Annotated in this window: 23 protein-coding genes; 10 read left to right on the top strand and 13 right to left on the bottom strand. The window is 58.9% G+C overall.

Annotation, left to right across the window (positions count from 1 at the left end):
- The 4 genes from AC07U5_RS00615 (at window position 1) to dnaJ (ending at window position 5,827) form a co-directional block, all read left to right on the top strand.
- Window positions 1-411 (top strand): response regulator, encoded by a 411-nt coding sequence (locus tag AC07U5_RS00615; RefSeq protein ID WP_494723229.1) that lies wholly within the window; start codon window positions 1-3, stop codon window positions 409-411.
- Window positions 411-2,438, top strand: a complete 2,028-nt coding sequence (locus AC07U5_RS00610; RefSeq protein ID WP_494722027.1) for a PAS domain-containing protein — start codon at window positions 411-413, stop codon at window positions 2,436-2,438. Before AC07U5_RS00615 ends, AC07U5_RS00610 begins: the two co-directional genes overlap by 1 nt.
- A 264-nt stretch (window positions 2,439-2,702) precedes the next feature.
- Window positions 2,703-4,607: a molecular chaperone DnaK gene (gene dnaK, locus AC07U5_RS00605; protein ID WP_062427234.1), complete on the top strand. Its 1,905-nt coding sequence runs from the start codon at window positions 2,703-2,705 to the stop codon at window positions 4,605-4,607.
- An 89-nt stretch (window positions 4,608-4,696) separates the two neighbouring features.
- On the top strand, window positions 4,697-5,827 hold the full coding sequence (gene dnaJ, locus AC07U5_RS00600; protein ID WP_494722026.1) for a molecular chaperone DnaJ: 1,131 nt from the start codon (window positions 4,697-4,699) through the stop codon (window positions 5,825-5,827).
- Window positions 5,828-5,892: 65 nt separating this feature from the next.
- Here dnaJ and AC07U5_RS00595 read toward each other — a convergent pair whose 3' ends face one another.
- The 11 genes from AC07U5_RS00595 to polA all read right to left on the bottom strand — a co-directional run bounded on the left by AC07U5_RS00595 (window position 5,893) and on the right by polA (window position 17,798).
- Window positions 5,893-6,447, bottom strand: coding sequence for a DUF924 family protein (locus AC07U5_RS00595; protein ID WP_494722025.1), 555 nt, complete (start codon window positions 6,445-6,447; stop codon window positions 5,893-5,895).
- A 46-nt stretch (window positions 6,448-6,493) separates the two neighbouring features.
- Window positions 6,494-6,706, bottom strand: a complete 213-nt coding sequence (locus AC07U5_RS00590; protein ID WP_062427231.1) for a SlyX family protein — start codon at window positions 6,704-6,706, stop codon at window positions 6,494-6,496.
- Between the two features lie 114 nt (window positions 6,707-6,820).
- Entirely contained in the window at window positions 6,821-8,326 is a 1,506-nt protein-coding gene (locus tag AC07U5_RS00585) for a tripartite tricarboxylate transporter permease (protein ID WP_062427230.1), read from the bottom strand.
- Between the two features lie 9 nt (window positions 8,327-8,335).
- A complete protein-coding gene (locus AC07U5_RS00580) occupies window positions 8,336-8,797 on the bottom strand; it encodes a tripartite tricarboxylate transporter TctB family protein (protein ID WP_494722024.1) in 462 nt (153 codons plus the stop codon).
- Window positions 8,798-8,931: 134 nt separating this feature from the next.
- Complete coding sequence (locus tag AC07U5_RS00575; RefSeq protein WP_062427228.1) at window positions 8,932-9,915, bottom strand: tripartite tricarboxylate transporter substrate-binding protein; 984 nt, start codon at window positions 9,913-9,915, stop codon at window positions 8,932-8,934.
- A 217-nt stretch (window positions 9,916-10,132) separates the two neighbouring features.
- Window positions 10,133-11,494, bottom strand: a complete 1,362-nt coding sequence (locus AC07U5_RS00570) for a sigma-54-dependent transcriptional regulator (protein ID WP_113266396.1) — start codon at window positions 11,492-11,494, stop codon at window positions 10,133-10,135.
- On the bottom strand, window positions 11,491-13,314 hold the full coding sequence (locus tag AC07U5_RS00565) for a sensor histidine kinase (protein ID WP_494722023.1): 1,824 nt from the start codon (window positions 13,312-13,314) through the stop codon (window positions 11,491-11,493). The genes AC07U5_RS00570 and AC07U5_RS00565 overlap by 4 nt, the downstream gene beginning before the upstream one ends.
- A complete protein-coding gene (locus tag AC07U5_RS00560; protein ID WP_494722022.1) occupies window positions 13,311-13,511 on the bottom strand; it encodes a hypothetical protein in 201 nt (66 codons plus the stop codon). The genes AC07U5_RS00565 and AC07U5_RS00560 overlap by 4 nt, the downstream gene beginning before the upstream one ends.
- A gap of 23 nt (window positions 13,512-13,534) precedes the next feature.
- Window positions 13,535-13,720: a 50S ribosomal protein L32 gene (gene rpmF / locus AC07U5_RS00555; protein ID WP_016556742.1), complete on the bottom strand. Its 186-nt coding sequence runs from the start codon at window positions 13,718-13,720 to the stop codon at window positions 13,535-13,537.
- Window positions 13,721-13,908: 188 nt separating this feature from the next.
- Window positions 13,909-14,631: a DUF1868 domain-containing protein gene (locus tag AC07U5_RS00550; RefSeq protein WP_494722021.1), complete on the bottom strand. Its 723-nt coding sequence runs from the start codon at window positions 14,629-14,631 to the stop codon at window positions 13,909-13,911.
- A gap of 173 nt (window positions 14,632-14,804) precedes the next feature.
- Window positions 14,805-17,798 (bottom strand): DNA polymerase I, encoded by a 2,994-nt coding sequence (gene polA / locus AC07U5_RS00545; RefSeq protein ID WP_494723228.1) that lies wholly within the window; start codon window positions 17,796-17,798, stop codon window positions 14,805-14,807.
- Window positions 17,799-17,888: 90 nt separating this feature from the next.
- Here polA and AC07U5_RS00540 point away from each other — a divergent pair, with 90 nt between their 5' ends.
- The 3 genes from AC07U5_RS00540 to AC07U5_RS00530 all read left to right on the top strand — a co-directional run bounded on the left by AC07U5_RS00540 (window position 17,889) and on the right by AC07U5_RS00530 (window position 20,585).
- The gene (locus AC07U5_RS00540; RefSeq protein ID WP_494722020.1) at window positions 17,889-18,272 is read left to right on the top strand and encodes a hypothetical protein; all 384 of its coding nucleotides are present in this window, start codon (window positions 17,889-17,891) and stop codon (window positions 18,270-18,272) included.
- A gap of 302 nt (window positions 18,273-18,574) precedes the next feature.
- Window positions 18,575-19,009, top strand: coding sequence for a MarR family winged helix-turn-helix transcriptional regulator (locus AC07U5_RS00535; protein WP_494722019.1), 435 nt, complete (start codon window positions 18,575-18,577; stop codon window positions 19,007-19,009).
- Window positions 19,010-19,193: 184 nt separating this feature from the next.
- The gene (locus AC07U5_RS00530) at window positions 19,194-20,585 is read left to right on the top strand and encodes a M20/M25/M40 family metallo-hydrolase (RefSeq protein WP_494722018.1); all 1,392 of its coding nucleotides are present in this window, start codon (window positions 19,194-19,196) and stop codon (window positions 20,583-20,585) included.
- 430 nt (window positions 20,586-21,015) lie between these two features.
- Here AC07U5_RS00530 and AC07U5_RS00525 read toward each other — a convergent pair whose 3' ends face one another.
- Window positions 21,016-21,225: a cold-shock protein gene (locus tag AC07U5_RS00525; RefSeq protein ID WP_027674583.1), complete on the bottom strand. Its 210-nt coding sequence runs from the start codon at window positions 21,223-21,225 to the stop codon at window positions 21,016-21,018.
- Window positions 21,226-21,789: 564 nt separating this feature from the next.
- Here AC07U5_RS00525 and AC07U5_RS00520 point away from each other — a divergent pair.
- From AC07U5_RS00520 to AC07U5_RS00510, 3 genes are all read left to right on the top strand, one after another.
- Window positions 21,790-22,248: a YbaK/EbsC family protein gene (locus tag AC07U5_RS00520; RefSeq protein ID WP_494722017.1), complete on the top strand. Its 459-nt coding sequence runs from the start codon at window positions 21,790-21,792 to the stop codon at window positions 22,246-22,248.
- 140 nt (window positions 22,249-22,388) lie between these two features.
- On the top strand, window positions 22,389-24,704 hold the full coding sequence (locus AC07U5_RS00515) for a transglycosylase domain-containing protein (RefSeq protein WP_494722016.1): 2,316 nt from the start codon (window positions 22,389-22,391) through the stop codon (window positions 24,702-24,704).
- Window positions 24,705-24,909: 205 nt separating this feature from the next.
- A complete protein-coding gene (locus AC07U5_RS00510; protein ID WP_494722015.1) occupies window positions 24,910-26,013 on the top strand; it encodes a glycoside hydrolase family 25 protein in 1,104 nt (367 codons plus the stop codon).
- Window positions 26,014-26,022: 9 nt separating this feature from the next.
- Here the strand turns inward: AC07U5_RS00510 and AC07U5_RS00505 are convergent, their stop codons facing one another.
- On the bottom strand, window positions 26,023-26,886 hold the full coding sequence (locus tag AC07U5_RS00505) for a DMT family transporter (RefSeq protein ID WP_494722014.1): 864 nt from the start codon (window positions 26,884-26,886) through the stop codon (window positions 26,023-26,025).
- Window positions 26,887-26,938 lie beyond the last annotated feature (52 nt).

Below are 26,938 nucleotides of genomic sequence, written 5' to 3'. Positions count from 1 at the left end.
TTGCGCATTATCATCGTGGAGGATGAGGCACTCCTGGCGCTTGAACTGGAAAGCGAAGTCGAGGCCGCCGGACATACCGTCATCGGTGTCGCAGCCGATAGCGCGTCGGCCATGACCTTGATCGAGAAGGAAAGTGCGGACTTCGCCTTTGTTGATATTCATCTTCTTGACGGGCCGACCGGGGTGGATGTCGGGCGGTTTCTTGCCAGCAAAGACATCCCTTACGTGTTTGTCAGCGGCAATGTGAAACGCATCCCGCCGGATTTTGCCGGTGCTGTCGGTGCTATTGAAAAACCCTATACGGTCAATGGCTTACAGAACGCGCTCGAATATCTGGATGCCATGATCAGCGGCAAAGACACTCTGATTGTGCCACCGAACCTGATCATGCCCGCAACAACGACTCCGTAATGGCTATGACTGTGACTAGCGATACCGGCAATATCGGTCCGATTCTGACCCAGCTTTTCGAACAGGCGCCGACCTTCATCGCGCTTTTGCGCGGACCGGACCACCGCTTCGAGCTTGCCAATCCAAGCTATTTGAACCTAGTTGGACGGCACGATATTCTAGGGCGAACGGTGGCCGAAGCGCTTCCTGACGCGGCTGCGCAAGGCTTCGTCAACATTCTCGACGACGTTTACCGGACGGGCACACCCTATAAGGCTCTCGGCGCGCTCTTCGTCATTCAGACGGAAGAGGGTGGACCCGGCAGAGAATGCTATCTCGACTTCCTCTATCAGCCGATCCGCGATCAGAAGGGAGACGTCTGCGCCATTTTCGTCGAAGGCTCGGACGTCACGGAACGCACGCTCTCCGAACGGGCGAGACGCGAAAGCGAAGACCTCTACAAAGGCCTCTTCGATGCCATTGATGAGGGCTTCTGTATCATCGAGTTTATGGATGGGCCGCATGGGCCGGATAGCGACTATGTGCATATCCAGGCAAACGATGCCTATGCCCGTCACGCAGGGATCCCGAATGTGGTTGGCCAGAAGCTGCGCGAGATGGTGCCGGACGAGGCCGATGCCTGGATCGCGCGCTATGGTGCGGTTCTCAAAACAGGCAAACCCATTCGCTTTCAGCAGGAGCTGGTGGCCACAGGCCGCTATCTCGAGCTTGCGGCCGTTCGCATCGAGCCGAAGGAGCGGCGCCAGGTCGCCGTTCTTTTTCAGGATATTACCGCGCGCAGACGGGCGGAGCTCGCCCTGGAAAAGCTGAACGTCACTTTGGAGCAGCAGGTCGAGGAGCGCACCGCCGAGCTGATGGTGGCGGAAGAAGCTCTGCGCCAAGCCCAGAAGATGGAAGCCGTCGGCCAGCTAACCGGCGGATTGGCCCATGATTTCAATAACATCCTGGCTGGCATCAGTGGCAGCCTGGAGATGATGAACACCCGGCTTGCACAGGGTCGGGTTGGGGACCTGTCACGTTATATCAATGGTGCCATGGGCGCCACCAAACGGGCCTCCGCACTGACCCAACGATTGCTCGCCTTCTCGCGCCGCCAGACGCTCGATCCGAAACCGCTCAACATCAACACGCTGGTCGATAGCATGCTGGACTTGGTGATCCGCAGCGTCGGGCCGGAAATCAAAGTAGAGACGGTGGGGGCGGCCGGTCTCTGGCCGACATTCGTGGATACCAGCCAGCTCGAAAATGCGCTTCTCAATCTCTGCATCAATGCGCGCGACGCCATGCCGAATGGCGGCAAGCTGACGATCGAAACCGGAAATCGCTGGATGGACGAGCGCGCGGCCCGGATGCGCGGGCTGGAGCCGGGACAGTACGTGTCACTTTGCGTCTCGGACACCGGAACGGGCATGTCGCAGGACATTATCGAGCGTGCCTTCGATCCGTTCTTCACCACCAAGCCGATCGGTCAGGGCACGGGGCTTGGCCTCTCGATGGTCTATGGTTTTGCCGGTCAGTCGGGCGGTGCTGCGCGCATCTATTCCGAACTCGGCAAAGGCACGATGATTTGCATCTATCTGCCGCGCTATTCCGGCTCCATCGATACGGCCGATCCGGAAGCGGAGGCCAGCATCGATGCGCCGCGGGCGGATGGTGACGAGACGATCCTGGTGGTGGATGACGAGCCTCTCGTCAGAATGCTTGCTGTCGAGGAGCTTCAGGATTTGGGCTACTCCGTCATCGAAGCGGAAGACGCGCCATCTGCCCTGCGTCTCCTCAATTCCAATAGGCAAATCAGCCTGTTGATCACTGATGTCGGCTTGCCTGGAGGCATGAATGGCCGACAGCTGGCGGATGCCGCGCGCACCAACCGGCCGGATCTGGAAGTGCTGTTCATCACCGGCTATGCGGAGAATGCGGTGTTGAACCACGGCCATCTGGAGCATGGCATGCACGTGATGACCAAGCCCTTCCAGCTCGATGTTTTCGCCCAAAGGGTCAAGAGCCTGATCAAGCCTCAGGCTTAAGGGCTGTCCGACTGCTATAGCACGATCCCTTGTGTGGATCGTACGCCTGTCACACCAGCTTTAGAAGCTTGATGAAGAAGTTCAGCAAATCTTTCTTTTTGCTGCCTTCGCTGACGCCATTCGCCTTGCAGCAAGAAAATTCGCTCCTTATATACGCCGCATACCAGCAGAAATGCTGACAAAAAGGCAAGACCATCCAAGTCAAGGAGTCGTCAGTGGAATGCCTCCCGGGGTTCCGATGACTCGCTTCAAGGAGAGAAGAAAATGGCAAAAGTAATCGGCATTGACCTTGGCACGACCAATTCCTGCGTCGCAGTGATGGACGGCAAGGACATCAAAGTAATCGAAAACGCGGAAGGCGCGCGCACCACCCCTTCCATGGTCGCGTTCAGCGATGATGGCGAGCGTCTGGTCGGTCAGCCTGCAAAGCGCCAGGCCGTCACCAACCCGACCAATACCCTGTTTGCGGTAAAGCGCCTCATCGGCCGTCGTTACGACGATCCGACCGTTGAGAAGGACAAGGGTCTGGTCCCCTTCGACATCGTCAAGGGTGACAATGGCGACGCTTGGGTACAGGCGCAGGGCAAGGGTTATTCCCCGTCGCAGATCTCCGCGATGATCCTTCAGAAGATGAAGGAAACCGCTGAATCCTACCTCGGTGAAAAGGTCGAAAAGGCCGTCATCACCGTTCCGGCATACTTCAACGACGCCCAGCGTCAGGCAACCAAGGATGCAGGCCGCATCGCTGGTCTTGATGTGCTGCGCATCATCAACGAGCCGACAGCTGCTGCGCTTGCCTATGGTCTCGACAAGAAGGAAGGAAAGACGATTGCCGTGTACGACCTTGGTGGTGGCACCTTCGATATCTCCATCCTGGAAATCGGCGATGGCGTCTTCGAAGTGAAGTCCACCAATGGTGATACCTTCCTTGGCGGTGAAGACTTCGACATGCGTCTGGTTGAGTACCTCGCAGCCGAATTCAAGAAGGACAACGGCATCGACCTGAAGTCCGACAAGCTGGCTCTGCAGCGCCTCAAGGAAGCTGCCGAGAAGGCAAAGATCGAGCTGTCGTCTTCGCAGCAGACCGAAATCAACCTGCCCTTTATCACGGCAGATGCTTCCGGTCCGAAGCACCTGACGCTGAAGCTGACCCGCGCCAAGTTCGAAAGCCTGGTCGATGACCTGGTTCAGCGCACTGTCGCACCGTGCAAGGCAGCTCTTAAGGATGCAGGCGTGTCCGCTTCCGAGATCGACGAAGTCGTTCTGGTCGGTGGTATGAGCCGCATGCCGAAGGTTCAGGAAGTCGTCAAGCAGCTGTTCGGCAAGGAACCCCACAAGGGCGTCAACCCGGACGAAGTGGTTGCCATGGGCGCTGCCATCCAGGCAGGCGTTCTGCAGGGCGACGTCAAGGACGTTCTGCTTCTCGACGTAACCCCGCTGTCTCTCGGCATCGAAACGCTGGGCGGCGTCTTCACTCGTCTGATCGACCGTAACACGACGATCCCGACGAAGAAGAGCCAGACCTTCTCGACCGCCGAAGACAACCAGTCTGCCGTGACCATCCGCGTCTCGCAGGGTGAGCGCGAAATGGCAGCCGACAACAAGCTGCTCGGCCAGTTCGACCTCGTTGGCCTGCCGCCATCTCCCCGTGGCGTTCCGCAGATCGAAGTGACCTTCGATATCGATGCGAACGGCATTGTCCAGGTTTCGGCCAAGGACAAGGGCACCGGCAAGGAACAGCAGATCCGTATCCAGGCCTCCGGTGGTCTCTCCGACGCCGACATCGAGAAGATGGTCAAGGATGCGGAAGCCAATGCTGAAGCCGACAAGAAGCGTCGTGCGGGCGTAGAAGCCAAGAACCAGGCGGAAAGCCTGATCCACTCCACCGAGAAGTCGGTTCAGGAGTATGGTGACAAGGTTTCCGAAACTGACCGCAAGGCAATTGAAGATGCCATCGCTGCCCTCAAGACGGCTGTTGAAGCATCCGAGCCGGATGCAGACGACATCCAGGCGAAGACCCAGACCCTCATGGAAGTGTCCATGAAGCTCGGTCAGGCCATCTACGAAGCCCAGCAGGCGGAAGCCGGTGAAGGCGGCGCAGGCGGCAAGGACGATGGTGTGGTCGACGCCGACTATGAGGAAATCAAGGACGACAAGAAGTCCGCTTAAGTGTGGTTCTTGCTCTTGAACTTGGGTAAATGAGACTGACTCCGGCTGCCTCGTGCAGCCGGAAATCCATTTCGGGGTGTGTTATCTTCATGGCGAAAGCAGACTTTTACGAGACATTGGGCGTGAGCAGATCCGCCGATGAAAAGGAGCTGAAGAGCGCCTTCCGCAAACTTGCGATGAAGTATCATCCGGACAAGAATCCCGATGACGCTGAATCCGAGAAGAAATTCAAGGAAATCAACGAAGCCTACGAAACACTGAAGGACCCACAGAAGCGCGCGGCTTACGATCGCTTTGGCCACGCAGCTTTCGAGCATGGTGGCATGGGTGGCGGTGGCGGCGGCGGTGGTTTTGCCAGCGGCGGTTTCTCCGACATCTTCGAAGACATATTTGGCGAGATGATGGGTGGCGGTCGTGCGCGCCGGTCGTCGGGCGGTCGCGAACGCGGTGCCGATCTCCGCTACAATATGGAAATCTCGCTGGAAGAAGCCTTCACCGGCAAGACGGCGCAGATCCGGGTGCCGACATCCATAACCTGCGATGTCTGTTCCGGTTCCGGCGCAAAGCCGGGTACGAGCCCCAAGACCTGCGGCACCTGCCAGGGTTCGGGACGCGTGCGTGCCGCGCAAGGCTTCTTCTCGGTCGAACGGACCTGCCCGACCTGCCATGGCCGCGGCCAGACGATTACCGATCCCTGCACCAAGTGCCACGGCCAGGGCCGTGTAACGGAAGAGCGGTCGCTGTCTGTCAATATCCCGGCCGGTATCGAGGACGGAACGCGTATTCGTCTGCAGGGCGAGGGCGAAGCTGGCATGCGGGGCGGTCCTTCGGGAGACCTCTACATCTTCCTGTCGGTGCGTCCGCACGAATTCTTCCAGCGCGATGGCGCAGATCTCTATTGCGCAGTGCCGATCTCGATGACGACGGCGGCGCTCGGTGGCACCTTCGATGTCACGACGCTGGACGGAACGAAGTCGCGCGTCACCGTGCCGGAAGGCACGCAGCCAGGCAAGCAGTTCCGATTGAAGGGTAAGGGCATGCCGGTTCTGCGCTCGGCGCAGACGGGTGATCTCTATATCCAGATCCAGATCGAGACGCCACAGAAGCTGACCAAGCGTCAGCGCGAACTCTTGCAGGAGTTCGAGGATATCTCATCGAAGGACAACAATCCGGAATCGACGGGCTTCTTTGCTCGGATGAAGGAATTTTTTGACGGCTGACGCCGCCTTCAGCTCACGAGTCTTCCAACGCCGCCATCCATCTGGATTGGCGGCGTTTTTATTGGTCAGCCTGCAAACCCGCCTTCGGCAAGGAAGGCGCGCTCTTCTACCGTCGTCTCGCGAAGCAGGATGTCGTTGCGGTGCGGGAAGCGACCGAAGCGCGCGACGATATCGCGATGCTCGATCGCGAAAGGCAGGTATCGTTCGCCCAGAGGCTCGCAAAGCTCGCAGCAAAGCTCCTGATCGGCCAGCTCTTCCGAATGCATGAAGGGCAGGTAGAAGAAAATCCGCAGTTCGGGATCGATTGTCTCATCATGACCGCGCGAAATGGCGTCGCGGGCATAATGAAGCGCCAGTGGATCTGTCGCATACATATGCGCCGTGCCGCGGAAACAGTTGCGGGGAAACTGGTCGAGCAGAAGGAGGAGGGCGAGGCTGCTCTCCGGCGCATTCAGCCAGTCGGTCAATTCCTGACTGGCCGCCGTGAAGTGCAGATCGTGAAAGCGGGCGTGGAAGGAACTGTCGAAATGGGCGTTCTTCTCAAACCATTTTTCCGGGCCTGCCTCGTTCCAGAAGGACAGGACCTCGGCGGCTGGCGTCGGTATCGCGATTTCTGTCATCTCAGCTCCTCAATATCTTGGTCTGCGCTGGCGCGCACCGAGGCTATCAGTAATGCGGCGGCTTGGTTATGGCTGGCGCGTCGAGCGACTGCTCCTCAAGGCTCAAGAACCGCTCGGTGAGACGATCGAGCTTCGCACGGGTCTGCTCGACGACCTTCCACTGCTCAGCCAACTGATCGGACAGCTCCTCGATCGTCTTGGCCTGATATGCCACCGTCTCTTCCAAAGCGACGATCCGCGCTTCGTTGTGATCTGCCATGAAGACCTCCGTTATCACTCACGCTGCTTTCGCAGTTTTATAAAGCATAAACAAGACAAAGGCCGGACACGTGGTGCCGGCCTTTGATGGTGTCATGAAAATCGTGAGGCTGTGTCAGCCTTCGTCCTGGAAAACCTCTTCGCGTTTCTTCTTGACGCTTGGCAGGAAGACGACAACGAGAACCAGCACGGCGATCAGAAGCAGCGTAGCGCTGATCGGCCGGGTGACGAAGGTGCTCGGATCGCCACGCGACAGGATCATGGCGCGGCGCAGGTTCTCTTCGAGGAGCGGCCCCAGCACGAAGCCGAGCAGCAGCGGTGCCGGTTCGCAGCGCAGTTTCACCAAGGCGTAACCGATGAAGCCGAAGAAGGCGACGGCATAGAGATCGAAGACGTTGGAGTTGACGCTGTAAACCCCGATGGCGCAGAAGGCCATGATGATCGGGAAGAGCACGTAGTAAGGGATCGTCAGAAGCTTCACCCAGAGCCCGATGAGCGGCAGGTTCAACACCACCAGCATCAGGTTACCGATCCACATGGAGGCGATGATACCCCAGAAGAGCGCCGGCTGCTCGGTCGCAACATTCGGACCGGGCACTATACCCTGGATGATCATTGCGCCCACCATCAGCGCCATGACCGGATTGGCTGGAATTCCAAGGGTCAGAAGCGGGATGAAGGAGGTCTGAGCACCGGCATTGTTGGCCGATTCCGGACCGGCCACGCCGGCGATCGCGCCATGGCCAAATTCTTCCGGGTTCTTAGAGACGCGCTTTTCCACTGTGTAGGAAGCAAAGGCCGCGAGGATGGCACCGCCGCCCGGCAGGATGCCGAGTGCCGAGCCGATCGCCGTACCGCGCAGGACCGGCCCCACCATCTTCTTGAAGTCGTCCTTGGTCGGCAGAAGGCCGGAAACCTTGGCCATCAGCACGGTACGGGTGCGCTCGTCTTCCAGATTGCGCAGGATTTCGGCGATACCGAAAACACCGACGGCAACGGCAACGAAGTTCAGGCCATCAGCATATTCGCGAATGCCGAGCGTGAAGCGCGGCGTGCCGCTATAGATGTCGGTACCGACGAGACCCAGCAGCAGGCCGAGCACGACCATGGCGAGCGCCTTGACGATGGAGCCATGTGCCAGTGCGATGGATGAGACGAGACCGACGACCATCAGTGAGAAATATTCCGCCGCGCCGAACTCAAGAGCAATCGACGTCAGTGGCGGAGCGAAGACCGCTACGAGGAAGGTCGCAACAGTGCCGGCAAAGAAAGAACCGATGGCAGCGATTGCGAGAGCCGCCCCCGCCTTGCCCTTGCGCGCCATCTGGTAACCGTCGATGGCCGTCACGGCGGATGAGGACTCGCCCGGCATGTTGATCAGGATCGCCGTGGTCGAGCCGCCATATTGCGCACCGTAATAAATGCCGGCCAGCATGATCAGCGAGGAGACGGGCTCCAACTGGAAGGTGATCGGCAACAGCATGGCAATGGTGGCCGTAGCACCGATACCCGGCAGAACACCGATCAGTGTTCCTAGAAGCACGCCGATCAGGCAGAAGAACAGATTGTGAAGCGTGGAGGCCGTATAAAAGCCGAGCGCCAGATTATCGAAGAGTTCCATGACGCGACCTCAGAAGTTGAGCCAGGGGCCAAAGCGCTGGAAAGGCAGGCCGAGACCGTAATTGAAGACGAGAACCGAAAACACCGTGATGGCAGCCGACAAAAGCACGGCCATCATTGGTTTCATCTTGTGCGATGCAAAGGAGGCGATTAGCGCACTGAGAAACAGCGATGGCACGAAGCCCAGTCCACGCACCGTCAGGCCGAAGAAGATCGGCGCCGGAAGGATGAAGAAGATGCCCCGCCACGCGATGGAGGTCATCGGCTCGTTTGCAACCTTGCCGGCGCGAAGAAAAATGACGCCGCCGAGCAATATGAGGATCAAGGACAGGACGAGCGGAAAATAGCCCGGCCCCATGCGGAATGTCGTTCCCAGATCCAGATCATAGGCTTGCCAGGCAAATAAGATGCCGAGGCAGATGAAAATTGCGCCGCAGATGGCTTCTGTGGCATCGAAACTAACTGATTTCATGGTCGTCCCCGCCTGTGCATCGGTGCCGCCTTTGGCCCAATGTCTGTAGAGTTCGATGTAAGGTCTTCAAGGATAACTGTCGTCTGCAAGGCGAAGCCGGGGACGACATGCGTCATCCCCGGCCTGAAGCAGGATTAGTCGGCGTATTGGCCGGCAGATTCGATCACAGGCTTCCAGCGAGCAATTTCGCTTTCAAGCTTGGCCTTGAGCGCGGCTGGCGTCGCATCTGCTTCTGGCGAAGGCGTGGTGCCGAGTTCGGCAAAGCGTGCAGCAACGTTCTGGTCCTTCAGGGCCACCTGAAGCGCCTTGGACAAACGCTCATTCACAGCCGCAGGCGTGCCCTTGGGTGTGTAGATGCCGTGCCAGATACCAACTTCGAAGTTGGGCAGGCCAGCTTCCGTTGCGGTCGGCACGTTCGGCAGGACGCTCAGACGCTGAGGCGTGGTGACCGCGTAAGCCTTCACGGTGCCGCCCTGGATCTGCTTGGTGGTGTTGGTGGTCTGGTCGCACATGATGTCGACCTGGCCGCCCAGAAGGTCGGTCATGGCAGGACCCGTTCCCTTGTAGGGAACGGTGACGAGCGGCGTTTCGATGGCGCTCATGAACAGCATGCCGCACAGGTGAGAGGCAGCGCCGATGCCGGCATTGGCTACCGTCACCTTGTCCTTGTTCGCCTTGGCGTAGTCGATCAGGCCCTTGAGGTCGTTGGTTTCAAGATTCTTGCGCGACAGGATGGTCATCGGAACTTCGGTCACGAGGCCCACATAGTCGAAGGCGTCGAGCGTCTTGTAGGCCAGCTTGCGGTAGAGAGTATCGCTGGTGGCCATGCCGATGTGATGCAGAAGGATGGTGTAACCATCCGGATCGGCAGATGCCACGCGACCTGCACCGAGCGTGCCGCCAGCGCCGCCGACGTTCTCGACGATGATCTGCTGGCCGAGATCCTTGGACATGGATTCAGCAACGAGGCGTGCCACGGTGTCCGTTGGACCGCCTGCGGAGAACGGCACGACCATGGTGATGTTACGGCCAGGATAATCCTGTGCGGCTGCAGAAAGCGCAAAGAGCGATACGGCGGCGGCAGCGACTGCACCCGTGACGGATTTCAGAAGTTTCATCTTTTCCTCCCGATGAATATGGCCTCAGCGACGAGACGCACTCCTCTGCGCTCGCCGGGGTGAGATCATTTGCAATCGAGATCGCGCGTCACGCAATCGAGGGAAGAAAACAAATCGTTAAAAGAGCGTCGGCTAACGGCCCGAATGGGTGGAATCCGAAACATCGCCGTCGTGGCGTGGGTGGATTCCTACCCATGATAATAATGACGAACAGAACTCAGGAGCTTGTCATGTCTTCATCGATGAGGGCATGCTTTGTTAGTGCGTATTTTTGCATCTTTTCATAGAGCGTCTTGCGCGATATTCCGAGCGTCTCATAGACGGCTTTCAGATTGCCTTTATGGCTCGCGATTGTTCTTGCGATGATGCCTTTTTCAAACTCTGCCACCTTGGCGGAGAGGCCATGACCAGCAAGCGGATCGCTTTGCGGCCCTTCGCCGGAACGACCGTCCAGTCCAAGAACGAACCGGTCTGCCTCGTTTCTCAGCTCACGCACATTGCCGGGCCACTCGCGCATCGCCAGCGATGAAATGATGCTGGATGGCACCTCCATGTCGTCGCGGCCATAGCGCGCTGCTGCTTCTCTTACGAGATGCAGGAAAAGCAGGGGAATATCGCTTTGCCGTTGCGCAAGCGACGGGACATGGATCGTGGCGACGTTCAGACGATAGAGGAGATCCTGGCGGAAGCGACCGGCAAGGGCCTCATGCGCCAGGTCCGTCTTGCTGGTGGCAATGAAGCGGACATCGAGTTCCACGGTCTCGTTGGAGCCAAGCCGCGTGATGGTGCGCTCCTGAAGCACGCGCAGCAGCTTGCCCTGCATATCGGGCGGCATGGAGCCGATCTCGTCGAGCAGGATGGTTCCACCGCGCGCATGCTCGAACTTGCCGTAGCGTGCCCTCAGTGCCCCTGGAAAGGCCCCTGCCTCGTGGCCGAAGAGTTCGCTCTCGATCAGATGCTGGGGAAGGGCGGCGCAATTGATGGCGACGAAGGGACGGTCGGCGCGCGCGCTCACATCATGCAGCGCCCGCGCCACCACTTCCTTGCCGGCTCCCGTATCGCCGATGATCAGCGTATCGGCATCCGCGGCTCCTATGGCACGGATACGGTAGCGCAGATCGACCATCACCTGCGTGCGGCCTGGCAGGCGCGTTTCCAGATCGTCACGTTTTCCGGCAACCGCGCGCAGGCGCCGATTTTCCAGCACCAGAGAACGCCGATCCATGGCGCGTTTGATGATGCCGGCGAGATACTGGATGCTGAATGGTTTTTCGATAAAGTCGTAAGCACCGTTGCGCATGGCACTGACCGCAAGCTGCACATCGCCATGGCCGGTCACGAGAATCACTGGAATTTCCGCGTCCAGTTCCCGCACCTTCTGCAGCAGGCTCATGCCGTCGATGCCGGGCATGCGGATATCGCTGACGATCACGCCATCGAAACTGTAGCCGATCAGTTCGAAGACATGGTCGGCATTGTCGATGGTGACGACATCGAGGCCTGCAAGCTCCAGCGCCTGGGCTGTGGAAAGGCGCAAATCCTCTTCGTCATCGATCAGCAATACGCGGGACACGCTCATTCCGCGGCAATCTCCATCGGTGTTTCGGCGTCGAGTTCAATATCGAATCGCGCGCCGCCGTCCTCCAGATTGGTGACGACAAGCCGCCCGCCAAAATCCTTGACGATATTATAGGAGATCGACAAGCCAAGACCCAGGCCCTTGCCGACGCCTTTCGTCGAAAAGAACGGGTCGAAGATGCGCTCCATGATCGCGGGCGGCACGCCGGGGCCACGATCGCGCACCGAAACGATCACCTTGTTGTCGCTCTTTTGTGCAGTGAGATCGATACGCCGGTCGTCCAGCCCCTCTACCGCATCCGCGGCATTGGAGATGATGTTGACGAGCACCTGCTGCAGACGCACCGGTCCGGCCTTGACAAAAAGCGTCTCCGGTCCAAGCGCCACATGCAATTGCGCATCCGCCGCTTTCAGCCTTGCGCTGACGATTTCGAGCGTATCGGCCACCACCGTGTCGAGCGGAACAGGGCCGACATGCTCATTGGGCTTGCGGGCGAAGTTGCGAAGATGCCTGCTGATCGAAGCCATTCTGTCGATCAGGGCGGAGATGCGGGAGAGATTGGAGTTCGCCTCCTCCACGCGCCCGCGTTCGATCAGCAGAGAGGCACTTTCGGCATAGGTCTTGGCAGCGGCGAGCGGCTGGTTGAACTCGTGGGAAAGGGCGGCCGACATCTGGCCAAGGGCTGCAAGCTTGCCCGCCTGGATCAGATCCTTCTGGGTTTTACGCAGCTGCTTTTCCGTCTGGCGGCGTTCGGCAATCTCCCGCTTGATGTCGCGGTTCACCCGCGCCAGGTCTGCGGTGCGTTCCTCCACCCGCCGCTCCAGCTCTGCCTGGGCTTCCGCCTGATGCACCAGGCGGTCCTGCAGGCGCCTGCGTCTTTGCAGCATGGCCGCCAGAAGTGCGCCTGCCAGGCCAAAGCAGAGCAGGGCTGCCAGCATCGTCGTCTGCACCTGCGTGCGCACCGAGCCAGTATCCATCAGCACATTCACCGTCCAGCCCGCTTCCGGCATGGGTTGCGAAAGGACGAGATATTCCCTGTCCTGCTGCCCTTCACGGATCGTCATCAACCGATGACTGCCGAAGATGCCTTCGGTGACCGGCAACTGGCTGAGCTTGGCATCCGCATAGCGGCGCGAGGCTTCCGTCCTGGCAATTCTATCGGGCGTCAGCGGCAGGACCGCCGAATAGAGCCATTGCGGCACACCGGTCATGAAGATGATGCCTTCCGGATCGGTGACGACGATGCGATTTTCGCCGGTGCCGAAGGAGGCCTCGATGCCTTCAATATCCACCTTGAAGACGATGACGCCTTTGATGACGTCGTTGAACAGGATGGGAGAGGCGAAATAATAGCCGCGCTTGTGTGAGGTTGTCCCCAGCGCGAAGAAGCGCGACTGCAGGCCCTTGGCGGCATCCTGGAAATACGGGCGATAGCTGAAATTCTGTCCGATGAAGCTTGCCGGGCCATCATAGTTGCTGGCTGCGATCGTTTCGCCGTCCAGCGTCATGATGTAGATGTCAGAGGACTTCAGTAGGTCGTTGATCGACTTCAGATAGATGTTGGCGCGCTGCCTGAGACGCTGATCCTCCGGATGGGCAACCAGCTCCTCGATATCGTCGTGGTCGGCCATCAGTGCGGGAAGGGGCTCGTAGCGGCTCAGATGCCCGCCAAGGGCAGAGACCGCGAGCCGTAACGTCGTTCCACCCTGTTCGGCAGCCTCGTTGAGATAACTCTCTGCCAGCAGTTCCCGTCCCTTGGTGAAGGCAAAGCCGCACAGACCAAGGCAAAGCAAAAGGATGCCAACCCACCGATATCTCACTCGAACCCCTCCACCTGACGGTTTTTTCTGTCGCGTGTCGTTGCCGCAAAACCGGTGACCACTTTTGCGCGACATGCTGTAAAAAAACCGTCCTCCTGCTGAGGATAGTATGTGCGGGTTCGTTTTTTTCCAAGCGGCATTGCGACGGCAGGAGAAGGCAACAAAAAAGCCGACCCAAAGGCCGGCTCGTTCGTCATGCAATCGCATCAAGAAGCGCTGATTATGCGCTTTCCTTCGGCGTCAGAACCTGACGGCCGCGATACATGCCTGTCTTCAGGTCGATGTGGTGCGGGCGACGCAGTTCGCCGGAGTTCTTGTCTTCGACGTAGGTTGCTGCCTTGAGGGCGTCTGCCGAACGGCGCATACCGCGCTTGGACGGGCTCGTTTTTCTTTTAGGAACTGCCATTTGTGTTACTCCACTGAAGCGGCGAAACACGGGAACCGGCCAGAACCATAGGCCGAATGTCGCATGTCTCGATATCGGAAATTTGGCGCGCTTATACATGCCCTGCGGGGCTTTGACCAGCCCCGACGCACATTTTTTCGCGAGATACCGACGCAATCGAAAATCGGCATCCGTCCGACCCATCCATATCAGATGGGATCGAAGACAAGCAACTCCTCAAAGTGGTTCATGTCGGCAAATGCACAGAAGGCTGGCGGGCGCATTTCGATGACCGGCGCTGACGCACGCAATTTTTCAAGGCAGTCATCCAGCATCGCCTGCCAGCGTGGCAGGCACTCCGGCTCGAACCAACGGCGGGCATAGGCAAATGTAATGTGGAATTCGTAAGTCTCGTGATCGGGATGACGATAACCGAAGGCCTCGGCAAAGGCGTCACGCCATGCAGCGATGATCCTGTCATCCACCTCGGTTACCCCTTTCAGGATCAGGCCGAGCGGCGTGACCGATGTTGCCTGCATATTGAAGGCTGGCAGCTTAAGAAATTCTGCGAGGCGCTCACGGTAAAACGCCGTCATCGCGTCGATCGTGCTGTCTTCCGGCATCTCCTTCGGCCAGTAAGGCCAAGCGCGGCGATGCTCGATGATGCCCTGAAACACCGTCATGTGCAGGCTGGAGACGGGTGTGAAGGCGAGGTGGGTCGAAGACTCGGGCATATCGAGAAGCCGCTGAAGGGCGGCAATGATCGCCTGTTGAGACGGCGAACCTTCGACCAGATGGCAGACGACCGTGTTGCCCGGCTCAGGCAGAAATTCTCCCTCGGGAGAATAGCGCGTTCCCAGATGTCGGGGTGGTGCAGTGTGATGGGTGGTCGAGAAGGCGGAAAGTTGTGGCGAAACGAACGGGGCGTGCATGGGAGGGCTCCTTGATAGAAGCCTTCCCCTACGCCTCATGGGCGACAGGCACATGACATTCGAAATGTTACAGCATCGGCCCGAAAATCGGACCCGATTTTCGGAAAGCACGTTGCGTCGATTCAAACAGGTAAAGCGTCTTTTGTGCGTCCCATAATAGGACGCACGGCGCTTTAGTGAGCCTCGTCCCAGTTGCTGGCGGCCCGGGCATCCACCTGCAGCGGCACCCTCATGTCGATGGCCGGCATGGCAGCGTTTTCCATGATGGAGACGACCACAGGCAGCGTCTTTTCGATTTCGCTGTCTTCGACCTCAAAAATCAGTTCGTCATGCACCTGAAGCAGCATGCGGGCGGAAAGTTTCGCCTGCTCGAGTGCCGGTTCCATGCGGATCATCGCCCGACGGATGATATCGGCCGCAGACCCCTGGATCGGCGCATTGATTGCCGCGCGCTCGTTGAACGCCCTTACCGACGGGTTGGACGACTTGATTTCAGGGTAGTGAATGCGGCGGCCGAAGATGGTCTCGACATAGCCATGCTCGCGGGCATAGGCCTTGGTATTTTCCATATAGTCGCGAATGCCGGGGAAGCGCTCGAAGTATTTCTTGATGTACTCACCCGCTTCAGAGCGGCCGATGCTGAGCTGATTGGCAAGACCGAAAGACGAAATGCCGTAGATGATGCCGAAATTGATCGCCTTGGCGCGGCGACGCACTTCCGATGGCATGCCTTCCACCGGCACACCGAACATCTCCGATGCTGTCATCGCATGAATATCGATGCCGTTTTCAAAGGCATTTCTCAACTGCGGGATATCGGCGACATGCGCCAGCACACGCAATTCGATCTGGCTGTAGTCGGCCGAAAGAAGCTTGTTGCCGGGCGTGGAAATGAAGGCCGTTCTGATCTTGCGGCCTTCCGCCGTTCGCACCGGAATGTTCTGAAGGTTCGGTTCCGACGAGGAAAGACGACCCGTCGTGGTCGATGCCAGCGAATAGGAGGTGTGGACGCGCTTGGTGTCGGCATGGATATAGCCGGGGAGCGCATCCGTATAGGTGGATTTCAGCTTGGTCAGCTGGCGCCAGTCAACGATCTTGCGCGGCAGCTCCATGCCTTCGGCGGCAAGGTCTTCCAACACGGAGGCGGAGGTTGACCACTGTCCGGTCTTCGTCTTGGAACCGCCAGGCAGCCCCATCTTGCCGAACAGGATATCGCCCAGCTGCTTGGGCGAGCCGATGTTGAATTTTTCGCCGGCCAGTTCGTAAATCTCGTCCTCGAAGGCGGCAGCCTTCTGCGCCAGCTCGCCGGAAAGCCGCGACAGGATTTGCCGGTCGACGGATATGCCGCGCTCTTCCATATGGGCGAGTACCGGCACCAGTGGTCGTTCCAGTCGCTCATAGACGGTGGTCAGACGGTCGGCGACGAGGCGGGGTTTCAGCACCATCCACAGGCGCAGCGTCACATCGGCATCTTCGGCAGCGTAAGCCGTTGCCTTGTCGATATCGACGAAGTCGAAGGTCACGCCGGACTTCCCGGAGCCTGCAACATCCTTGTAGGCGATCGGCTTGTGGCCAAGCCAGCGCTCGGAAAGCGCATCCATACCATGCGCGCCTTTGCCGGCTTCCAGCACGTAGGAAAGCAGCATCGTGTCGTCATAGCTCTGCATCACGATGCCGAGGCGCTTGACCAGCAGATAATCGTATTTGAGGTTCTGCGCCACTTTCAAAACAGCCGGGTCTTCCAGCAGGTCTTTCAGTCGCGAAAGCGCAAGATCGAAGGGAATCTGGTCCGGCGCCAGCTTGATGCCGTCGCTGAAGAGATCGCCGCCAGAGCCGGTCTTGTGGGTGAGTGGTACATAGGCTGCGATGATGTCCGAGCCGCTGGCATTCTTGCTGTTGTCGGCAATCGCAAGCGAGAAGCCGACAAGCTCTGCCGTCATCGGGTCGAGCGAGGTTGTCTCGGTATCGAAGGCGACGACGCCGGTCTCGCGCGCCATGGCGACCCAGCGATCCAGTTCCTCGATTGAGCGGATCGTCTGGTAAGCGGTCGTATCGATCTTGGCGGCGGCAAAGATCGTCTCGCGCGCGGAGGCAAGCTCCTGCGGCGTGTCGCCTTCCGTCTTGGACAGCACGGTACCGACATCCGCCACCGACGCTTCGCCAAGCGCAACGGATGGAGCATCGCTTCCCGTATCGGTGCCGGCATCGAGATCGGGCCCGTGGGCGTCTACGCCACGCTCGACCGGAACATGGGCGGGTTCGATGGCAGACGCATCCGCACCGGTCGCCTCTGCGACGCGGCGGGTGAGCGTGGTAAATTCCATCGCTTTCAGGAAGGCAATCAGCTTCGGTCCGTCCTGGACTTCAAGTGTCAGCGCATCCAGCGCAAGCTCCAGCGGCACATCGGTGCGGAGCGAAACGAGCTGGCGGGAGAGGCGCGCCAGTTCGGCATTGGCAATGATGTTTTCCCGGCGCTTCTGCTGCTTGATTTCGCCTGCGCGCTCCAACAGCGTATCGAGGTCGCCATATTCCTCCAGCAGCTGCGCCGCCGTCTTCGGACCGATACCGGGAATGCCCGGGATATTGTCGGTGGAATCGCCGGTCATCGCCTGCAGGTCGATCATCTTTTCCGGCGGTACACCCCATTTTTCGATGACGTCCGGCACGCCGATCTGCTTGTCCTTCATCGCGTCGTACATATGCACATTGGGCGTGACGAGCTGCATCAGATCCTTATCGGAGGAGATGATGGTGACATCTGCACCGATTGCTTCCGCCTGGCGGGCATAGGTGGCGATGATGTCGTCGGCCTCGAAGCCTTCGGTCTCGATGCAGGGCAGGTTGAAGGCGCGGGTCGCGTGGCGGATCAGGCCGAATTGCGGGACGAGATCTTCCGGCGGCGCCGAGCGATTGGCCTTGTAGAGGTCGTAGAGCTCGTTGCGGAAGGTCTTGGACGAATAGTCGAAGATCACCGCGAAATGCGTTGGCGTCACCCCCACATCGGTATTGCGCGCATCCTTCAACAGCTTCCACAGCATGTTGCAGAAGCCGGACACGGCATTGACCGGCAATCCATCGGATTTGCGGTTGAGTGGAGGGATGGCATGGAAGGCGCGGAAAATGAAACCGGAGCCGTCCACGAGGAAGAGATGATCGCCTTTTTTCATGGGAAGCATGGATAGCGCGACACGGCAGAAAGGTCTATCGCTGCCCTCAAGTACCCAGCAAGTTTCTTCCATGGTCTCGCGAGGTTCTTCATGCGCACGACGCCGACCTCAACAGCGTGGCTCGTTTCGATCACCCTGATGGCAGGTGTGGCTGCGACGTCCTGGTACCTCGGCGATCAAGCTGCGGTGACCGTGGCAAAGATAGCCATCGTTCCCCTCTACCTTCTTGCGACAAAAGGGCTTCGGGCGCACTTCCAGGATAACTCCCTAGAGGATGCGGATCTCAAGGCGGTTGCGAGATTTCAGTTCTCGGATGCAGCACTGCTCGCCGCCTTTGTCGTCATCGTCGCGGCGCACGCAAACAGCGCTGCGGGCCGCATGGGGATGGATTTTGTTTGGATCGCGGCGCTGACAGGCGGAACGCTGACAGCCGCAGCTTGGCTCCGACAGAAGCGTCAAAATAACGCCAAATAATCTCACCGGAACGTTACCGATTTGTAATTCGATGCTCCCTTGAAAAGCCGCATTTGCGGCCTCATTTCTTAGAGGACGGCGACTGATCACGCCGTAGTCTGATAGCTGGCTCGTCCCCCGCCGCGTCAGACCGGGCAAAGGCCTTTCCCCCTCTCCGGGCCTTTGTCCCTCAATATACCGCCATGACCGTCCCCTCCCGGTCATGGCGGTTTTCTTTTGTGCAAATGGGCCGACCCGCATGCTTCGGGAAAGCATGACCGTCTACATCGCACGATATGTAAATGATCCGGACGATGTGCCCGATGGGATTTTCTCGACAGGACTCTGCAGCCTATCTCGCGGCGCAACTGGCCAAGGGTTTTTCCCAGGCTCTGCTGAAGCGTGCCGGTGCCCTCGGCTTCTCGCCCGGCCAATTTCCTGTCCTGCTGGAGCTCTGGCAGGAAGATGGGCTGACGCAGCGTCAATTGCTCGACAGGGTCGATATCGAACAGGCGACACTTGCCAACACGCTGGCGCGCATGGCGCGTGACGGGCTCATAGAGCGCCAACCTCACCCGACAGATCGCCGTTCGCAGATCATCACATTGACGGAAAAAGGTGCCGCGCTTGAAGAGGCCGCCATTGCTGCATCGAAAGAAACGGAAGAGGCGCTTCTCAAGGATCTGTTGAAGTTCGAGCGGCAATTGCTGCTGGAATATATGAGCCGCGCCATCAGCTTGGCTAAATCGGAAAAGTAAGTTTTCCGGGCTCGAAACCGTCTCATATTTGCTCTATCGTCCTGCCATCTAGCGCATTGGCGCGATGACCACAGCGGTCGTCGTCACGCCTTTGCGGAGATTTAAAGAGGTGGAACCCGCCTTGCTCAGTGAAATGATGACTGGCGCTCCACACATGACAGGCCAGACATGACAGGATCATGCAATGACAGATATTTCCCCCGTTCTCTCGGCGGTTGACGACAATCTTCCCTCCAGCCTTGAGAGACTTTTCGAACTCGTCCGCATCAAGTCGATTTCCACCGATCCGGCCTATAAGGCGGAATGCCGCAAGGCCGCCGAATGGCTGGTGCGCGATCTGACGAGCATCGGTTTCGACGCGTCGATCCGCGATACCGCCGGTCACCCCATGGTGGTCGCGCATCATGATGGCGCAACCGCCGACGCGCCGCATGTGCTGTTTTACGGCCATTACGACGTCCAGCCTGTCGATCCGATCGATCTGTGGCAGGACGATCCCTTCGATGCCAAGCTGAAAGATATCGGCGAGGGTCGACAGGTGATTTCGGGCCGTGGAACGTCGGATGACAAGGGCCAGTTGATGACCTTCGTCGAGGCGTGCCGGGCCTACAAGCAGGTCAGCGGATCGCTGCCGATCCGCGTCACCATCCTCTTCGAAGGCGAAGAGGAATCCGGTTCGCCGTCGCTCAAGCCATTCCTGGACGCAAACTCGAGTGAGTTGAAAGCCGATTACGCTCTGGTCTGCGACACCAGCATGTGGGATCACCAGACGCCCGCGATTGCCGCGGCACTGCGCGGCCTCGTCGGTGAGGAAATCGTCATCACCGCTGCCGATCGCGATCTGCATTCCGGCCTCTTCGGTGGTGCTGCCGCCAACCCGATCCATATTCTGACCGATATTCTCGCCGGTCTGCATGATGAGACGGGACGCGTGACCTTACCCGGCTTCTATGATGGCGTTGAGGAAACACCCGCCAACATCAAGGCATCCTGGGATAATCTCGGCCGCACAGCAGAATCTTTCCTCGGCGAAGTCGGTCTGTCCATTCCAGCAGGTGAGAAAGGACGCTCCGTCCTCGAACTGACCTGGGCCCGCCCGACGGCGGAAGTCAACGGCATCACCGGCGGTTACACTGGCGAGGGCTTCAAGACCGTTATCGCCGCCAAAGCCTCTGCAAAGGTCTCCTTCCGCCTCGTCGGCCGCCAGGACCCGGCTGCGATCCGCGAAAGCTTCCGCGCCTATGTACGCTCAAAGATTCCGGCGGATTGCTCGGTCGAGTTCCACGAGCATGGCGGCTCACCGGCCATCCATCTGTCCTATGATTCGCCGGCCTTGACCAAGGCAAAGTCGGCGCTTTCGGATGAATGGGCAAAGCCCGCCGTGGTCATCGGCATGGGCGGGTCGATCCCGATTGTCGGCGACTTCCAGAAGATGCTTGGCATGGATTCGCTAATGATTGGCTTCGGCCTCACCGACGACCGCATTCACTCGCCCAATGAGAAGTACGAGTTGAAGTCCTTCCACAAGGGCACGCGCTCTTGGGTGCGAGTTCTGTCGGCGTTGAGCGCGAGGTAATCGAGTTTGGGAAAAGGCAGTGCCGCGCGTCAGCGGCACCGCTCCACGGGAGCCGAAGCCCCAAAAAACAAAAAGGCCGGGCAAGCCCGACCTTTCATTCCCGTTTGTGCGATCAGTGCCAGTACATCCGTGGTCAAAGTGCAAAACGGTATGTGTCTCAGCACGGCGCCAGCTTTTTGGCTGTCGCTCATGTCTTCCCTTTCATCATTGCGCGCCTAGGTTAATTTTTCATTAACAAGGGTACAACGCGGCGGCTCATCAAAGCCTCATCGGGAACTGCTGTAACACTGATGAACCCTATATCGGTGCGCATCATGTCTTTTACAAGGCCAGCCGGAGATTAATCGCAGCGGCGAGTTAAAAACAAAAAGCCGGAACGCGAGGTCCCGGCTTTTCAACTGACAGGCTGGACGAACCAGCCAAACCGTAATTAGGCAGCAACGATGCTGTCGGCAGACATCTTGCCAGAACGACGGTCCTGAACGAGTTCGTAGGAGATCTTCTGACCGTCCTTGAGACCGCTCATGCCAGCGCGCTCGACTGCAGAGATGTGTACGAACACGTCCTGTGCGCCGTCATCAGGCTGAATGAAGCCGTAGCCCTTGGTTGCGTTGAACCACTTAACTGTACCAGTAGCCATAACGAGTTCCTTCCGTTGGCATATTACTTTTGCGCTGAGAATCAGCGCGGTGTTGGTCGAATTTGAAGGAAAGAAAGATCGTCTGTGCGTTTTTGGAACGCCGAAGCTCTGGTCGTCAAACAAATATCGATGCGAGAGAAGTAGGGCGAGGAAGCAAATAAGTCAAGTTTCCCTCAAGCATGGTTTTGCGACAAATCTCACGGACGATTTTCAGTAGAGCCTTCGGCAGCACTCTGAACGCGCAAGGACAAAATCGCGCTCTTCAAGACGAAATTCCGGCGCGTCGAATGATGGTGTGCGTGAGGGAGGTTGCCATTCAGGCAATAAAAAACCCGGCGCGGGAGGAGGTGCGCCGGGTTTTTAAAACTGACTGACAACTGGGAGGAGGAGTGCTGTCAGTCCAATCGGGCGACGCTGGGAGGAGGAGTGCGTCGCTTCGATGCTTGTAAGATACAGGAGTTCCCGTTCGAGAACAGACATATCATTGCAGCGCAGCATTGCGTAAGATGCATAGCTATGGTCCATCCCATTGCCTTCAGCACCAAGTGCGCCTAAAGATTGCGCATGAGCCTTCGTTCCGTCCAAGATTTTTTCGCAACCCATGCCCCAGAGATCAAGGTACTGGAGACCGAGACCAGTTCCGCGACAGTGGCGCTGGCAGCCGAAGCGCATGGCGTCGATCCCGATCAGATTGCCAAGACCATTTGCCTCAAGGCGGGTGATACCATTCTGCTGGTGGTGACGGCTGGCATGAAGCGGCTCGACAATCGCAAATTCCGGGATCGATTTGCTGCAAAGCCGCGCATGCTGGGTGCCGAAGAGGTGGTTGAGGTGACGAGCCATCCCGTTGGTGGCGTCTGCCCTTTTGGCCTGCCATACGATCTACCGGTCTATTGCGATGTGTCGCTGAAGAATTACGCCGAGGTCGTTCCTGCGGCGGGTGCCATCAATGCCGCTGTGCGCATCTCGCCCGAGCGGCTGGTGCAATTGACAAAGGCCGAATGGGTCGACGTCTGCCAGTAAGGCGGGGCGCGGTGACGCCAATGTGAGGGGCTCTGCGCCTTAACGCCACCTTAAATCGCCGCATTTAAGCTTCAACGGGACATGTGTTGAATGACAGCATGTCCGTCGCGGCATCATGATCACGGAGCAGTTTCTGACAGATGGCAGGTAGTGGAAAATCACGCCAGAGAGTTGAACCTTCTTTTGGGGATTTTCACGATTCCGGCGACGACCTGCGTCTTGATGCCAGTGATCGCGTTGCCGGCACCAATGGTGGTGGCCGGAAGTCTGGTCCTTCCGATGCACCGCCGCCGAAAAAGCGCGGAAGCAAGCCTTCGAAATCGAAATCAAGACGTGAGGCGCGCGAGCGCGGCGGCATTACCGGCTTTTTCCGCAGGATTTTCTACTGGTGCATCGTGCTTGGCATATGGGGCGGCATCGCGGTGGCTGGCGTCGTCATCTATTATGGCGCGCGCATGCCGAGCGCCAGCACATGGGCCATTCCCGAACGTCCGCCGAACCTGAAGATCGTCGCCGTCGATGGCACGGTTCTGGCCAATAGAGGCACGACGGGCGGTGAGGCTTTGTCGCTTGAGGACATGTCTCCCTATATCCCGCAGGCGGTGATTGCCATCGAGGATCGGCGTTTCTACTCCCATTTCGGCGTCGATCCGTTGGGCCTCGGGCGCGCTGTGGTCACCAATCTTCTGCATGGTCGCACAGTTCAGGGCGGCTCGACCCTGACGCAGCAATTGGCCAAGAACCTGTTCCTCTCTCCGGAGCAGACGCTGGAGCGCAAGATCCAGGAAGCGCTGCTCGCCATCTGGCTGGAGCAGAAATACACCAAGGACCAGATCCTCGCGATGTATCTGAACCGCGTCTATTTCGGTTCGAACGCCTATGGCGTCGAGGCCGCCTCGCGTCGATACTTCAACAAGTCGGCACGTGACGTGAACCTTGGTGAAGCCGCAATGCTGGCAGGGCTCTTGAAAGCGCCATCGCGTCTGTCTCCAGCGCGTGACCCGCAAGCGGCAGAAGAGCGTGCGCAGGTGGTACTGCAGTCCATGCGTGATGTCGGCTTCATCTCGGAAGACGAGATCAAGACCGCCATGTCCCAGCCGCCCACCAAGGCGAAGCGCTTCTGGTCGGGTGCGGAGCACTACGCGGCCGATATGGTCATGGATGAGGTCAAAAGCCTGATCGGCGACGTTAAGCAGGATCTGACGATCGACACCACGATCGACCTCAATCTTGAGAAGGATGCCGAGAAGGCGCTCAACGACGTGCTGAAGAGCGAAGGCAAGAAGCTCGGAGCGTCACAGGCCGCGCTCGTATCGATGGACGGCTCGGGTGCTGTCCGCGCCGTCGTCGGCGGTGCCGACTATGCCGAAAGCCAGTTCAACCGCGCCACCAAGGCGAAGCGCCAGCCGGGCTCCGCCTTCAAGCCCTTCGTTTATATTGCCGCTCTCGAATCCGGCTTGACGCCTAACTCGGTGCGTAACGATGCGCCGGTCCGGATCGGCAACTGGACGCCGGAAAATTACGATCAGAAATATCGCGGCGAAGTGACGCTTGCCACCGCAATCGCCAATTCGCTAAACACGATTGCCGCCCAACTCGTCATGGAAGTCGGTCCCAACAAGGTTACGCAGGTAGCGCACCGGATGGGCATTGAATCCGACCTTCAGGCCAATGCCTCGATTGCGCTCGGCACGTCCGAAGTGTCGTTGCTGGAGCTGACCTCGGCCTATGCGCCGATGATGAATGGCGGTTTCAAAGCAACGCCCCATATCGTCAAGCGCATCACCGATGCCGACGGCAAGGTTCTATACGAGAATAAATACGACAATCCGCCCCGCGTTCTGGATGAGGGCATCGCCGCGACGATGAACGGCATGCTGACGGGCGTCATCAATGAGGGCACCGGCAGGGCTGCGCGTCTCAAAGGTTGGCAGGCGGCCGGCAAATCCGGCACGACGCAGTCTTTCCGGGATGCGCTTTTCGTCGGCTACACCAGCCAGCTGACCACCGGTGTCTGGTTCGGCAATGATGACGGCACGTCGATGAAGAAGGTGACGGGCGGCGGCTTGCCGGCCAAGGCGTGGAAGGAATTCATGACGGCAGCCCATAGTGGCCTGTCGCCATCACCGCTTTTCGGACTGGGTGCCTATGGCGGGCAGGAAATCGGCCAACCCATGGCGCAAAGCCCGCAGGCTCCAGCGACGATCGGCGATATCATCTCCAATGCGCTGGGCGGCGGCTCTGCCCCAACACCGACGGATTATCCGCCCGCACCCGTGGGTGCGGAGCAAACCGCAGGCACGGTGCCAGCACCACCGTCGGAGTATCCGCAGCAAGCCTATCCGCCTCAGCAATCAGGTGGACCGGTACCGCCTGCGGATATCGGCGGAGGCGCACCACCGCGACAGAACGGGCCAAAGCAGACGACGCTTCTCGATATTCTGATGGGCAACTGACGGTAGCGGAACCGGCTGTCATCCTTTAAACCTACCGGCTCCTCACGCAAAGTTGAGACATGCCCCTTTTTACCCGCATAAGCCTCGTCCTGTCGTAAAGATTGGATTCAGTCTTTTTTGATAATTTCCCGTTAGTCATACCTTTTGGTTATCAGGACCGGCGGCAGTTGCGCATGTCCCGATTTTGTTTTGCGTACGGGTTCACATGCGTCGATCGACAGTGCCAGCTTTTGTTCTCGCCTGCCTATCTCTCACGGGCTGTACCTCCAATTCCGGGCCGGACGCCTTGGTGGCGGGTCTGCCTTCGAAGGAGGTGACGAATTCCGTTACGCCTTCCGCCCCCGTTCCGCAGGCCAGCGTGGGACAGAGCGATCAGAGAGTGGCTCTCAACACCAAGCAGCATCAGGAAGTCCTGGCATGGGGCGGACCGATGCCGGCGGGCTCGCCCGCTTTCGCGGCCGTTGACAAGCAGATGTCGACGCAGCAGCGGCCAGAACCGATCATAGCACCTCCCGTCGTTCCGCAAGCCCGCGTCAATCTTCCTCAGGATAGGCCGGTCCAACTGGCGATGGCTGGCAGCGTTGCCATGAGTGCGGGATCGTCCGCGCGCTCGCGCGTATTTCGTCCGGCGTTTTCCGACGCCAAGCCGATCAATTTCGGCAGGGTTCAGCCGAAACATTTTGAAGTTCACGGCGTCGATGTCTCGCGCTGGCAGGCCAATATCGACTGGGAGCGCTTGAGAACGCGCGGCGCCAACTTCGCCTTCATCAAGGCAACCGATGGCGGTGACCATCTGGACCCGATGTTCCGGACGAATTGGGAGCGCGCAAAGGCGGCGGGTGTTCGCCGCGGCGCTTATCACTTCTTCTATTGGTGCCGTCCGGCAAGCCATCAGGCGGACTGGTTCATTCGCAACGTGCCGAGGGATCCCGACGCGCTGCCGCCGGTGATCGACGTCGAATATAACGGCGAATCCTCCTGCAAGATGCGTCTTTCCCGCGCCCAGGTGCTGGAAAAGATGCAGGTCTTCATGGACAGGCTCGAGCGCCATTACGGCAAGCGCCCGATCATCTATACCGCACCGGATTTCTACAAGGACCACCTGTCCGGCGAGCTGCGCGACTACCCCTTCTGGCTGCGTGCAGTGGCCCAGCATCCGTCGCGCGTCTATCCGGACCGCAAGTGGCTGTTCTGGCAATATTCCGGTTCCGGACTTTCGCATGGCGTCGAAGGCAAGATCGATCTCAATGTCTTCAACGGCAGAGAAGAGGACTGGCACCGCTGGATCGGTCGCGGCGGTAACGGTTGATCCTCCTGTCTATTTCGCAAACTTCCGCGCGCCCGCCACGCAGGCGACCACGCCGAGCGTGACTGCCAGCATGGCGAGGCTAACGGGCTCGCCGAGCAATGTGGCAGCCAACAACAGCCCGAAAAAGGGTTGCAGCAGTTGGAGTTGACCGACGGCTGCGATCCCGCCGAGCGCCAATCCGCGATACCAGAAGATGAAGCCGATCAGCATGCTGAAAAGCGAGACATAAGCCAATCCGCCCCAGGCCGTTGCGGCAATGCCGCTCCATGTGGAGGGCATGGAGAAAAGCGCCAGCGGCAACATGACCGGCAATGAAATGACCAGCGCCCAGGAAATTACCTGCCAGCCACCAAGCCGGCGCGAAAGCGCGGCACCTTCCGCATAACCCAAGCCACAAACAAGAACCGCTGCGACCATCAGCAGGTCGCCGGTCAGATTTCCCTCGCCATTGAGGCTGAGAGCGAAGCCCGCAACCAGCAGGCTGCCAAGGCAGGAGAACAGCCAGAAGGCCAGGCGGGGCCGCTCACCGCCACGCAGCACCGCAAAGATCGCGGTAGCGAGGGGAAGAAGGCCGATAAACACAATCGAGTGGGCAGACGTGACGTGCTTCAGCGCAAGCGCGGTTAAAAGCGGAAAGCCGACGACAACGCCGAGTGAAACGATCGTGAGCGATACCAGGTCGTTTCGCGCCGGCCTTGCCTGGCGAAAAGCAAGAAGAAGTGCCGCCCCCAGCAGCCCGGCGATACTGGCGCGAGCGAGTGTCAGGAAGAGGGGATCGAAACCCGTCACCGCAAGGCGTGTGGCTGGCAGCGATCCGCTGAAAATCAATACTCCGATAAAGCCGCTCAACCAGCCGCTCGACACCTTGTTCATGTCGTCACTCCTTTTTGAGCTCTATGTCGCGAAATCCCTGGCGCCGCCAGAA

Source organism: Agrobacterium sp. GW821-FHT02D03, assembly GCF_059421725.1.
The sequence above is the reverse complement of the archived record's forward strand: the minus strand, read 5'-3'. Positions and strand labels throughout refer to the sequence as shown.